This window comes from Streptomyces sp. NPDC038213 (assembly GCF_055600495.1).
Genome location: NZ_JBVJYM010000007.1, coordinates 252503 through 265293, shown reverse-complemented (window position 1 = coordinate 265293; position 12791 = coordinate 252503). Strand labels below are relative to the sequence as shown.

General features: G+C 75.1%; 8 protein-coding genes. 2 read left to right on the top strand and 6 right to left on the bottom strand.

The features are described from left to right. On the bottom strand, nt 1-620 hold a 620-nt coding region (locus ACZ7JZ_RS14450; RefSeq protein ID WP_470938074.1), incomplete at its 3' end, for an RNA-guided endonuclease InsQ/TnpB family protein. Nucleotides 621-764: 144 nt separating this feature from the next. On the opposite strand from ACZ7JZ_RS14450, the gene ACZ7JZ_RS14445 reads away from it, so the two are divergent. Beyond that, complete coding sequence (locus ACZ7JZ_RS14445) at nt 765-1550, top strand: GNAT family N-acetyltransferase (RefSeq protein ID WP_470938071.1); 786 nt, start codon at nt 765-767, stop codon at nt 1548-1550. 87 nt (nt 1551-1637) lie between these two features. Here the strand turns inward: ACZ7JZ_RS14445 and ACZ7JZ_RS14440 are convergent, their stop codons facing one another. The 3 genes from ACZ7JZ_RS14440 to ACZ7JZ_RS14430 all read right to left on the bottom strand — a co-directional run bounded on the left by ACZ7JZ_RS14440 (nt 1638) and on the right by ACZ7JZ_RS14430 (nt 8382). Then, nucleotides 1638-3314, bottom strand: a complete 1677-nt coding sequence (locus ACZ7JZ_RS14440; RefSeq protein ID WP_470938068.1) for a hypothetical protein — start codon at nt 3312-3314, stop codon at nt 1638-1640. Nucleotides 3315-3523: 209 nt separating this feature from the next. Further along, a complete protein-coding gene (locus ACZ7JZ_RS14435) occupies nt 3524-4201 on the bottom strand; it encodes a hypothetical protein (protein WP_470938065.1) in 678 nt (225 codons plus the stop codon). A gap of 110 nt (nt 4202-4311) precedes the next feature. Then, nucleotides 4312-8382, bottom strand: a complete 4071-nt coding sequence (locus ACZ7JZ_RS14430; RefSeq protein ID WP_470938062.1) for a polymorphic toxin-type HINT domain-containing protein — start codon at nt 8380-8382, stop codon at nt 4312-4314. A gap of 572 nt (nt 8383-8954) precedes the next feature. Between ACZ7JZ_RS14430 and ACZ7JZ_RS14425 the strand changes: the two genes are divergently transcribed. Then, a complete protein-coding gene (locus ACZ7JZ_RS14425; protein WP_470938059.1) occupies nt 8955-11036 on the top strand; it encodes a trypsin-like serine protease in 2082 nt (693 codons plus the stop codon). Between the two features lie 326 nt (nt 11037-11362). On the opposite strand, the gene ACZ7JZ_RS14420 is transcribed toward ACZ7JZ_RS14425, so the two are convergent. Then, nucleotides 11363-12112: a hypothetical protein gene (locus ACZ7JZ_RS14420; RefSeq protein ID WP_470938056.1), complete on the bottom strand. Its 750-nt coding sequence runs from the start codon at nt 12110-12112 to the stop codon at nt 11363-11365. Beyond that, nucleotides 12109-12789 (bottom strand): hypothetical protein, encoded by a 681-nt coding sequence (locus ACZ7JZ_RS14415; protein ID WP_470938053.1) that lies wholly within the window; start codon nt 12787-12789, stop codon nt 12109-12111. Before ACZ7JZ_RS14415 ends, ACZ7JZ_RS14420 begins: the two co-directional genes overlap by 4 nt. Between the last annotated feature and the right edge of the window lie 2 nt (nt 12790-12791).

Genomic DNA, 12791 nt, shown 5'->3' with positions numbered 1-12791 from the left:
ACGCCCCAGTCGATACCGATGGCCCGGCCGGTCTCCGGCAGGGCCTCGGTCACCGTGGGGACGACGAACGACGCGTACCAGTGGCCGAGGCTGTCCCGGTACACGCGCACCGAGGACGGAGGCTCGGGCAGGTCCCGCGACCACACCACCGTCAGGGCGATCCCGCCGGCCAGGTGCAGTCGGCCGTCCTTGAGGCGGAAGCCACGGGTCGTGTAGTTCAGCGACGGCGCGGCCTCGCGCTTCTTCTTCGGGCGCGGCATCCCGGCCCGCTGCCGCATCGGCAGCTTCGCCTTGATGTCCTTGAGCGCCTTCGCCCTCGACTTGGCGAAGTCCCGGATGATCTGCTGCTGCGGAACCGAAGCACCCTCACGCAGCCACGCCATCGAATGCCGGGCCCCGGTCAGCATCTTGTCGAGCTGCGCCGGACCACACGTCGACTTCGCCCCGGCGTCCTTGTTGAGCCGGTGGACCTTGCGGGACATCGCCACGCACTCGTTCCACACCCACCTGCACCGCCCCCACTCCGCTTCCAGAGCGGTACGGGCGGTGGACGACACACGCAGCCGGTAGGTGTACCGGGCGTGCCCGGCCACCGTCTCGGCCATCGCTGCTGTCGTCATGATCCGCAACCTAACAGCCCCCACTGACAACGAAAGAGAGCGCAGGTCAGAACAGATGCGCAGCGAACTCCGCCGCTCCGCGGCCCCGCCCCAAGGACCCATTCCTCCCCGCCCCAAAGGACGGGGCATCCTGGGAGAAATCAGGTGACCGAGCACACGAAGCACCCCGGGCAGCCCGGGAAGCCCCACCCCCGGCAGCCGGAACCACGGGAGATCCTTACCCGCCCGGACGGCACCCCGGTCGTCACGTACGTGCCCGGGGAGCGCGAGGGGCGGCCGTGGGCGGACCTGCTGGAGGTGGTGGGACCGGACCCGGTACCGCTGATCATGGCGGAGCTGTCCGGGTGGGTGGTGTCGGGCTCCGTGGAACTGGGAGGGGAACTCGTACGCCGGGGGGCGACCGTACTGCGGCACGCCCACACGATGCGCCTCGACCTCACCGGCGGGCACCCGGACCCGCGGGCGGGGGACGATCTGGCGCAGGGGCTGCGCGCCGTACCGTGCGACCTCGGACCCGAGGCGCTGTTCCCCGCCTGGCGGGCCGCCTTCCCGGCCGGTCACCCCGACCACGTGCCCGGCACCGACGCCGAGGCCATGGAGGCCATCCTGCTGCCGGTGATGGAGGGCAGCCGGCTCGGGCCGCTGCTGCCCTGCAGCCGCCTGGCCGTGGACGGAGCCGGGCGCGTCGTCGCGGGGGTCCTGGTCACCGGTCGCGACGGACTGCCCTGGATCGGCTCGGCCTTCCGCGATCCGGCGCAGCCCTACCCGGGCCTGGGCCGGGACCTGCTGCACTGCGCCCTGTCCGCGGCGGCCGGACCCGGACTCACCGCCGTGGGGCTGGCGGTGACGGCCACGAACCCGGCCGTACGGCTCTACCGTTCGCTCGGCTTCCGGATCACCAGGACCGCGCTCACGGTCATCGTGCCCTGACCCGGGGCGGGGACGGTCGGCGAGAAGGGCCCTGGGGGGTACGGGCCGGACGGCCGCCGCAGGACACCCGCACCCGTCCCCCGCCCGTCAGTCGCAGGCGCGCAGCGCGAAGGCCTCCAGGGCCAGGCTGCGGCCGGTGGTGCCCAGGGTGATCGCGGCGCCGCGGGTACGGGGCTGCCAGCCGGCGTTCTGGACGTGGGCGCGGCCCGCGACCGTGCCCCGGGCGGTGCGCAGTTCGAGGGCTTCCAGGCGCAGCGAGCGGCCGGTGGTGCCGACCTCCGCCGTGCCTCCGTCCGGTACGGCGACCCACGGCTGCCAGCCGATGTCCTGCACGTGCGCGCGTACCCACAGGCCGCCGGTGCCGGCCGGGGAGATCCGTACGGCCTCGACCGCGCGGCCCTGCCCGGTGGTGCCCGCGCCGGCCCCGTCGGCCGCACCGGCCGGCTGCCAGCCGGTGCCGCGCAGGTGGGCCTCGTACCGGAGGGTGCGGCCGGGCGGGACGGGGGTGCCCTCGGGATCGCCGCAGGCGTCCTGCCGGGGGACGTCGTTGAGCGCGACGACGGTGCGCTGGATCTCGCCCGCCGCCACCCCGGCGCCGTTCTGGTTGACGTCGTCGGTCATGACGATGTTGAACTGGTCCACGGCCGGGTGCTGCTGCCAGGGGCCCCTGAGGTGGCTGAGCAGCCGGGCGTTGAGGCCGTGGGCGAGGTGGAGCATGTAGGCGTCGGCGACCTCGCGCGGAACCACGCCGATCGCCGCGCCCCACTGGGCGAGGACGGCGCCGGGCACGGTGACGTCGGGGGTGACGATGCCGCTGAGCGCGAAGAGGCCCGGCGGGCGGGAGGCCTGCGGCCAGTTGAGGGCGTTGTCGTTGAGGGTGAGGGCCGAGGCGTACGTGCTCTCGGCGGCGCGGCCCCCGTCGAAGAGCGCGCCGAGGTAGTCGTACCAGCTCAGCGAGGCGTACGCGTAGCTGCCGCGGTCCTCGGCGACGGACCGCGGCCACAGCAGCCCGCTCTGGTCCGCGCGGCCGTCGGCCATCACGACGACGGTGCGGCCGGAATCGACGAACCGGCCGTACGGGGTGCGCGGGTCGTACGAGGCCGACGGGGCGACGCGGTCCCGGCCGAGCGCGTCCACGAGCAGGTCCGCGGCGGCGCCGCGGGCGGCGTCGAGTTCGCCGGGCGGGGCGGTGACGGACAGTTTGACGAGGACCACCTCGGCCGGGTGGGACCGTACCCAGTCGGCGAGTCCCGCGACCTCGCCGCGGCGGCCGTCGGCGTCGAAGAACAGCGCGCCGAGCGGGGAGCCGTGGTAGGTGTACCACCTGCCGTTCTCCTTGCAGAGCCGCAGGTCCAGGACCCGGCTGCCGCCGTCGAGCTGGTCGGTCAGCGAACCGCTCTGGGTGCGCGCCATGCTGGCCGCCACGGCCGGGTAGAGCCGCGCCACGTCGTAGGCGTCGCCCGAGGTGCACAGCCCGCTGCCGGGGCGGATGCTCCAGCTGGCGGCGTCGTGGCTGCCGGGCATGGCGATGGCGTTCAGCGGCCGGTCGCGGAGCCGGGCGGCCCGCTGGCCCATCCAGTGCTCCAGGTCGGTCTGGAGGGTCTGGGAGGGCTGGAGCAGCTGGACGGTGGCCCGGGCGGGCAGGGGCGCGGCTGCGGCCGGTCCCGCGGCGGCTCCGGCGCCGAGCGCCAGGGCGAGCGCCAGGACCAGGCGGCCGGCCGCCCGGGCCTGCGGCCGTAAGACGGGCGGGACGGGTCTCCTCATGGGGGCCTCCGGGCGGGGACGGGAACGGCGACGGACGGGCGGGCAACGACCCTGCCAGGAAGCCATGTACATGCCAATACGCCGAACCGGCCAACAGCGCGGCCTCCGCACCCGCCCCGGAGATCGGCCCGGAGCCCGGCGGGCGGCAGTTCATGACCGTCGACCACGGACAGCAGGACGTCCCTCCTTCCACCAGCACCCCGCGAGGGCTACTCGACGAGGTAGGAGAGGCCGTCCGCCACGTGGGGGCCGTGGCCGAAGGCTGCGCTCAGGGTGGTGAGGCGCTCGTAGGAAGCGGTGGTCAGGGCTGGCGCGGACTGGTTGAGCGCGCCGAGCAGGAAGCGGAAGGCGAGCTCCGGACAGACGGCGGTGGCGCACTCGCGCACTGCCGAGCGGGTGAGGCCGGCGGGGACCAGGAGCCGGGCCCGGCCGGAGCCCATGAGGCCGGTCAGCTCCAGGACTTCGGGGGCGAGGCTCCGGTGGGCGGGCGCGGCCCCGGCGGTCCCGTCGGGGAGGCACCGGGGCCGGTCCGTGCAGTCCCGCTGCGAGGCGCCGCGGGCGCGGGCCAGGGCCGTGACGGCCGCCAGGAGGCGTTCGAGCCAGGCCCGTTCGGCCCCTTCGATGTCCGGGGCCCCGCCGTAGACCGGTCCCGCGGCACGCCAGAGCGCGTGGAGCCGGTCCCCGTCGAGCCCGGAGTCCCGCAGCAGCAGCAGGTCCTCGACGACGAGGAGGACGGGCGTCGGGTCGCCCTCCTCACCGAGGTAGGCGCGGACGTGCGCGAGCTCGTCGGGCGCGGTGAGGCACCAGTCGGCGTGGAAGGAGGCGCCGAGCGCCGTGAGGCCGAAGTTGAAGGTGGTCCAGTCCTGCTGTGCTGCGGGGGCGTGCACGGCGCTGCTCCTGACGTGGTGGGGTGCCGCCGACGCGGCAGCGGGCACCCCGGAGGGCGGCGGCGGCCGGTGCCTGGACACCTGCCACCGCCGCCCGGACGGGGCGCCGGCTACGGGACCACCGGGTAGGCCGTCCTCACGTAGTAGCCGCCCGGCTTGGCGTGCTTGTCGGCGATGATGAGGATCTTGTACTTGTTGCTCGTCGTCGGATGGTAGACACCGCGATGATCGACATAGTCCCCCAGGGAGTCTCTTCCGTGCGCGCCGTCGAGCAGGATCTCTCTGGGGTAGCCGGGCTTGCCGGAGTCCTCGACGAACTTCTTGATCTTGCGGTAGTTCTTCTCGATCGCTTCGTTCACCACCTTCTGGGCGAGCTCCTGGCTCGACCAGCGGGAGTTGGGCGTCGGATAGCCGCTGCGCTGGGTCTTCTCCGCTGCCAGGCGCCGCATGTCGTCGATGTCGACGTCGACGTGGTGCCTGAGCGTGTGGGCGTTCTCCCCGAACTTCGCCGCGGCCCGCACCAGATCGCCGCAGTTGTGGACCAGGACGGGGGTCTGGCGCGCCAGCACGTAGTAGGAGTGCAGGCCGTTGACCGTCAGGTCGTACGCGGGCTGGAACTTCCGGCGGTGGAAGACCCCGGCGATCTTCGCGGTGCCGCCGGACGGGGTCCGCAGGGTGTCGCCGGGTTCCAGCTCCTCCGCGGCCGTCCACGCGCGGCGGTTCTCCGCCCAGAACGGGTGGTGGCCGGTCGCGGTGAGGGAGCCGCCGCCCGCCGCGGAGTCGAGGGTGATGTCGGTGAACTCGGTGTCGTCGGGGGTGTGGATGGTCGCGTCCACCCGGCGCGCGCCGGTGACGCCCGTGACGGGGTCCGTGGCCCGGACCACGTCCCCGGCCCTGACGGTGTCGATGGGGCGGGAGGTGCCGTCGCCCATGAGGACGGGGGTACCGGCGGGGAAGCTGTGCTTGCTCTCCCGGCAGACCAGGGCTTCGTCGATCTTCCTGCCGAAGAGCTTGAGCTTCTCCCACAGGTTCTCGGCCTTGCCGAACCAGGACTTGCCCTTGACCAGGAGCGCGCCCCAGCCCAGGATCGGCACGGCCGCGGCGCAGGACCACTTGGCGTCGCCGTACTTGCTCCCGTCACCGAGGAGGAAGCCCTCGAGGGCGTACACGCCGCAGTTGTAGCCGTCGGTGAGTTCGCCGAACACCGGGATCCCTCCGAGGCCGTCGGCCGCGAGGTGCGCGAACTCGAGCTTGAGCCGGAGGGCGTCCTCCTGTGACATCTGGGCGAGCCAGACGAGGGTCTGCCGGCTGGCCTCGCTGATGAAGTCGGCGGTGTAGCCGAGCCCGTCCTCGATGGCCTTCCTGAGGTCGCGGTACTTGCCGTGGGCCTTCTCCCACCAGGTCTTCTCGTTCTCGCGGGCCTGCTCGGCGAGGTAGGCCCCCAGGTGCTGGCGGTAGACGGCCGCGGCGGCCCTGGCGTCGGCGCCCGCGTTGACGGCGGACTGGCGGGCGGCGTCGGCGGCGGCGAACGCCTCGGCCGCGTAGCCGCGGGCCAGGCTCGCGCTGGCCTCGGCCCAGGCCGCGGAGGCGTTGGCATTGCTGACGCTGACCGCGGCCTGGCGCTCGGCGTCACGGGCGGTGGCGGCGTGCCGGGCGGCCTGCCGTGCGGAGGTCTCGGCCCGCACGGCCGAGGCGTCGGCGTCCTTGGCGTAGCCCGCGGCCTCGGCGGCGTACACCTTCGCCCGGTCGGCGTGCTCCTGGGCCTCCTGCGAGGCGTCCAGTGCGGTGGCTGCCGTGGTCAGAGCCTCGGAAGCCCGCTGCTGGGCGGCGGCGGCCACCTGGGCGGAGCCAGCGATGACGGTCTGGATCCGGGCCACGTGGGCGGTGTTGACCTCGTCGCGGCGGGCCGCCCGGTACTGCCCGGTCTCCACGAAGGCGCGCAGGGCGGCCGCCGGGCCCTCCAGCGCGATGTCGGCGTACGCCTTCACCTCGGGTCCGGCGTTCTCCGCCAGCGCGGCGGCAGTGGCCTGGTCGTCGCTGCGGCGGGCGGTGTGCTGGGTGGTGAGCAGGAAGTCGAGCAGGGCCCGGTAGCCGGTGGCGTTGAGGGCGGTGGCGGCGGCCCGCTTGACGGCGTCGCCGCCCGCCTCGGCGATGCGGGCGGCCTGGATCCGGTACTCGGGGGCCGCTGCCACGTGCTGGCCGTCCTTCAGGAAGGCGTGCACCGCGGCGGCGTCGCCCGCCAGTGCGGTCGCGGCCGCCTTGGCGACCGCCTCGTACGGCGAGTCCTCCTGGAGCCTGAGCGCCTGGTCGCGCTCGTCGCGCTCACTAGCGGCCCGCCAGCCCTCGCGGGCGTACTCCACGACGACCTCGTCGGGGGCGGCGAGGGCGCTCTCGGCCGCGGCGCGCGCCCAGGGTCCCTCGGTGCGGACGGCGGCGAGGGCCATCCTGCGTCCCGTGGCGGCGATCGCGGCGGGGTCGGCGTCCGGGCGGGCGGCGTCCTGGGCGAGCCGGAGGAACTCCGCGCGGAGCGCGTCGGAGTCCGCCGAGGCCTTCTGCTCGTCGGCCCGGGCCTTGTCGTGGGCGGCCTTGAGGTCCTTGGCCTGGTTGACGCTGTCGGCCTTGCGGGCCGCGAGCTCCGCGGCTTCGGCCCTGCGCGCCTCGTCGTGGATGCCCTTGGCCTTCTGTACGGCGGCGAAGGCCTCGTTGGCGCGCTGGAGTGCGGCGTCCGCGTGGGCCTTGGACTGCAGGGCCGCCTCCCGGGAGCCGGCCGCGTGCTCTCCGGCCTTCATGGCGGCGTCGGCGGCGTTGCGGGCGTGCCGGGCGGCGGAGCGGGCGGCGTCCCGGGCCTCGCGGGCCTGCCGGGCCGCGTCCGCGGCGTGGGCGGCGGCGGCGTTCGCGGCGCGGGTGGCCTCCGCCCCGTGCCGCCGGGCGGCGGCCGCTGCGGCGCGGGCCTGGGCGTTGGCCTCGTCCGCCTCGCCGTTGTAGCCGGCCGCCTCCTCGGCGGCCGCGGCGGCCGCGTCCGAGTTGGTGATGGAGGAGGCGGCGGCCCGGGCGGCGACGGCGGCCGCGTCGCCGGAGAGGGCCGCGCGCTCGGCGGCCGTGGCGGCGCCGTCGGCTGCGTCGGCGGCCTGCCGGGCGAAGGCGGCGAGCTTCTCGTCGCGGTCGCCCGCGGCGGCGTGGGTGAGGGCCTTCGTCGCGGCGTTCGCGGCCCCCGAGGCGGCGCGGGCCGCGGCTCCGGCGGCGGTCGCGGCGACCTGGGCCGCGGCGTTCGCGGCGCGGGCCGCGGCGACCGCGGACTGGGCCGCCTGGGCGGCGCGCCGGGTGGATTCGGCGGCCCGGCGGGCGGCTTCGGCGGCCCGGGCGGCGTCGTTCTTCGCGAGGGCGGCCTCCTGGCGGGCCCGCTCGGTCTCCTCCTTGGCCAGGCGGGCCAGCGCGACCGCCTTGTCGGCGGCCTCCTTGGCCGCCTTGCTCTCGCGTTCCGCCGCGTCCCCGGCCTCGTCGGCCTGCCGGGCGAGTTCCGTGACGGAGGCGTGCTCCTGGTCCTGCGCCCGTGCCACGTACTGACCGAAGGCGAGGAACTCGCGTACGTCGTCGATGGACCCGTTGAGGGCCGCGGTGGCGGCGGCACGGACCTTCGGGCCGCCTGCCGTCTCGAGCTGCGCCACGCGGACGCGTGCGTCGGAGTCGCGCTTCTTGAACTGGCCCTCGCTCAGGAAGGCGCGGACCGCTTCGATGTCGCCGTTCAGCGCCTGGTCGGCGGCCTCCTTGACGGTCCTGCCGCCCGCCTCTCCGATCCGGGCCGCCTCGACCCGCTGGTCCTGTGCCAGGGGGGCCTTCCAGCCCTCCTTCAAGAAGGCGTCGAGCTGTTCCGCCGAACCCTCCAGGGCCAGTTCCGCGGCCCTGCGGACGGCGGGGCCGGCCTCCGCGACGACCTGGAGGGCGGCCTCCCGGTCGTCGAGGTTCTCGGCCAGGGCGCGGCCCTTCTCGAGGAAGGCGCGTATGTCCGCGTCCGTACCGGTCAGGGCGGCGCCCGCGGCGGCCCGGACGGCCGGGCCGCCCGCCTTCCAGAAGGCGAAGGCCTGTCCCCGGTCGCTGGCCTGGGGGCCGGTCTCGGCGGCTGCCGGCGCCGCGGACACCAGTGTCGACAGGAGGGCGAGCGGCAGGGCCCCGCTGATCAGCAAGCGTGCCGCGGACCCCCTCCCCTGCCTGCGGTGCGGTGGGCCTGTTCTGTGACGCACGAGTTCTCCTGTCCGCTGCGACCCGCTCCTGCTGGGGCCGAGGTGCGTGAAACCCGGCGGTGCCGGGGTTAGGTGAGGACCCGTCAGGGACGGGCGGTCCGGTGGCGTGTCCCGCCGGGATCCGGCAGGGACGGCCCGGGGCTCCGCACGGGCGGGTGGGGGCGCGGGCGGGGCGGAAGCGGGCCGGGCCGGACCCTCCGGGGCCCGGCCAGCGGATCTTACGAGCCGGACCGCGCCAATTTCAACCGGAGTTGATTAGCAATCACCTTTGGTTGATAACTCGTCGGGAACTGGCTACCGTTCCCCTGCGGCGGGCCACGGCCCCGGGGGCCCCTGCCTCCGCGGTCGTCGGCACGGGCCCCTCACCGGGCGGTCCCCGCCCGCTCCCGCCCGGCTCCGCCCCGCACCCAGGACCCGCCGCCCCGCGGCGCCGCCTCCCGGCCGGGACACGGCACGAGCGCCCACCACGAACCCCACCCGCCCCCGCCGGGGCGGGCACGACGAAAGTGACCTTCATGGCATCGCGTACACGCCGGTGGCTCCCCGCCGCCGCCACCGCAGCGGTCTTCCTGGGGACCGCGACCCCCCTGGCCGCGGCCACCGGGGAACCGGGCGGGAGCCCCGGCGCCCCGCACGCCGTCGAGGACGGGACCTACCCCGGCAGCGACGACATCCTCGCCGACACCGGCGCGAAGCTGATCCGCGGCGACGGCGGGATCACGCACACCTCCTGCAACGACCCCTACCAGATCAAGGTCTGGGCCCGGGACCTCAAGCTCCCCGACGAGCGCATGTGCTTCGCCGCCCCCCGCGGCTCCGGCTTCCTCACGGTCTCGATCCCGGGCGCGTACCGGATCCAGACGTACGGCCGCGACGTCGAGGCGGGCATCTCCGTCAAGGGCGAGACCAAGGACCTGGAGATCCCCGGCAACACCAGCAAGGGCTTCGGGGAGGCGGGCGCCGACCCCTCCGCCGCCGTGCTGCTGCGCCTCCGGGTCACGGGGGTGACGGGCGACAAGCCGCCCGTCGGCATCCACCCCCCGGATGCGGAGGGCCTTGCCTTCAACACCAAGCTGGTGATGGGTGACGGCAGCCGCTCCTGCTCCGGCGCCCTCGTGGACCCGCAGTGGGTGCTCACCGCCAAGAGCTGCTTCGCCGAGGACCCCTCCGCACCCGGGACGGTGGCCGCGGGCGCCCCCAGGGACGCGACCACCGCGGTCGTCGGCAGGTCCGCGCTGTTCCTGCTCGGCGGCCACACCAGCGCCGTGGACCGGATCGTCCCCCACCCGGACCGCGACCTCGTGATGGCCCGCCTGGCCAAGCCCGCCGAACGCATCACCCCCGTCGCCCTGGCGACCGCGGCGCCGACGGCCGGCCAGGACCTGACCGTCGCGGGCTTCGGCCGCACCCGCACCACCTGGGTCCCCCAGACCCGCCACGAGGCCGTGTTCACCGCGGGCGAGGTGACCGCCGGCGGTTTCGCCCTCGCGGCCAAGTCCCCTGCCGACGCCACCGTCTGCAAGGGCGACGCCAGCGGGGCCGCGTTCCGCAAGGAGAACGGCGCATGGGTCCTGGCCGGGATCACCGGCACCGGCTGGCAGGGCGGCTGCCTCGGCACGCCGGCCTCCGAGACGCGCGGCGGCGCCTTCGGCACCCGCGTGGACGACGTCCGGGACTGGGTCCTGCGCGCCCGCACCCAGGGCACGGGCTGGCAGACCCAGGCCGTGGTGCGCTCCGGCTCCGGCACCTACCAGAGCACCCGTCTGGCCGACGGCTCCTGGACCCCGTTCGACGACGTACAGCAGCAGGCCCCCGTCCCCGGCGGGATCCGCACGACGGCGGCCGCCGGCATCAACGGCGACACGCACGTCCTCGCCGTCAGCAACGACGGCGGCCTCTTCCACACCGTCCGCAAGGCGGACGGCACCTGGACCGGCGCCGGTGACGTCTTCTCCGTCGCCAACCGGCTGGGCGGCCTCACGCACGTGAGCGCCGGCAGCGCCGGCCACGACCTGCACGTCGTCGCCGTCGCCGACGGCAAGGTCTTCCACACCGTCCGCAACTCCACCGGGCACTGGACCCCGTTCCGCGACGTGACCCGCACCCTCGGCACCGTGACGTCCGCGGCGACCGCCGTGGTCCGGGGCGAGCTCCAGGTCACCGCCGTGAGCGGCGGCAAGGCGTACCACACGATCCGGCAGACCAGCGGCAACTGGCTCGGCTGGGGCGACGTCGCCCAGGCTGCGGGCACGACGGGCCCCGTCACCTCCCTCGCCACGGTGGGCACCGGGGACGAGACCCACGTGGTCGTCGCCACCGACGGCGGCTCCCGCCAGTACCACGCGATCCGCCAGTTCGACGGCAGCTGGAGCCCGCTGACCGAGCTCAAGGACGTACTCGGCAGCACCACCGCCACCTCCGTCGCAGCCGCAGCCGTCGCCGGTGAGCTGCAGCTCGCCGTCACCACCGCCGACGGCAAGCTGCTCCACACCGTCCGCCACACCGACCGCACCTGGGCCGCCACCGGGGCCGTGGCGCTCCGGGGCCTTCCGGCCGCCCCGGGCCCCCTCGCCCTGACGGGCACCTGGAACGGCTGACGCGCAACGGGTGCCGTGCGGCCGCCGACGGCCGCACGGCACCTGCGCGTACCTGCTGCGAGACCCTCTGCGCCGGGTACGGCGTGCTGCCGACCGGTCTCAGTTCAGGTCGAGTCGGTGCGCGGGTCCACGGCCCAGTGGTCGGCCCGCAGGACGCGCCCGGCGAACGGCACGCCCTGCTCGCCCAGGAAGCGGGAGCCAGCGGCGCGGAAGATGCCGTTGGACGTGACGCCGGACCTTCGCCTCCATGCCTACGCGAGGCAGCGGTCCGCCCAGTTCGGCCCTCATCACCCGGTCGCACCGCATGCGGACGTCCCCACCGCAGGTCAGCCGCGCCACCGGGCCTCGACGGCCTGGTCGACGCGGAAGAGCGCACCGCACTCGGCGCAGTGGGCACTGCCGAAGACGTAGGTCAGACTGCTCGCGACGGCGTGCTGGCCGTCGGCGAGCGCACGGGCGTGGAGCCGCTTGCCGAGCCCTTCCAAGGAGGAGGGGTCCGCGGGCAGCAACTCCCTGCGGTCCCCCGCGTCCTTGTTCATGTAGAAGCCGTCAGCGGTCGTGAAACAGCCGTGTTCGCCGAACACCACGTAGATGTCGGCCCCGCATGCGGGGCAGGGGACTTCGTACTCCTCTTCGCTGAGCCCGTGCAGCTCCTCCCCCCACACCTCCTCCCCCTCGAACGCCAGCAGGGCTTCCAGCAGTTCCACGTACAGACCCGGACTGCCGGTCAGCGACGGATCGCGCAGTGCCCGCTCCGCCAGCCCGGTCAGCTCGGCGATCTGCGCGGCGTGGGCGTCCTCCGGACGGGGCGTCCCCTGGGGCCGGTCGATGCCGGCGACGATGGAAGCGGCCAGCAGCAGGGGCATGGCCCGGTCCGCGGCCGTCCACCGGCGGGCCATACCCGTGAGCGCGGGCAGGGCGGCGTAGCTCGCGGGGTAGACCGACCCCTGGTGGCACAGGCGGGACCAGAGCTCGCTCCACGCGGGATCCTGCGGATCGGGCCCGACCGCCTCCAGGAGACCTGGAACGTCTTCGGCGGTGCCGTAGGCATGGGTGAGCTGAGACCAGTCCGTCATACGGGTGACGCCGGGGTGGCGGGAGCGCCGGCCGTCAGGGCCGCGAGGTCCAGCGACCGCAGCATCGCGTCCCGGTCCGCCGGAACGTACTCCTGCCCGGCGGCGGCCGCGTCCAGCAGCTCCCGGATCTCGGCGGGCGTGAGGCTGCGCGCCTCGGCCGCGGCCAGCAGGGCGTCCGCCCGGGACCGGGGCAGTCCGCGCTCCGAGGCGATCAGGTCCTGGAGCGCCTCCGCGCGGACCGCGTAACGGCTCATTCCGCAGTCGAGGCCGTCGTCGTCGAGCTCGTCGGGGTACGGCGCGCGGGCCCAGGCGCCGTTCTCGTACCAGTACACGCAGCCCAGCTCCCAGCCTTCGAGCAGCTCCCGCAGGTGCGCGTACGGCAGCCAGTCCGGACCCTGCGCCAGCATGTCGATCGCGGGCTCGTGCCACTTCACGGCGCTGGACTCGTCCTCGCCGTAGAGCAGGTAGCGGCCCCCGCCGAGCTGCTGGAACGTCCACCAGGTGCAGCCGCGGTCGTCGAGGTGCAGGCCCCGGTCGTCGATCCAGCTGCCGGTACGCCGCCCGCCCCGGTCCTCCGCCGCGGCCGTGGCCTCCAGTACGGCGACCAGCGCCCACCGCGCCCACAGCACCTCGGCCGCCGGCAGGTCCTCCGGCCGCCCCGGCCTCCCGATCGCCATCC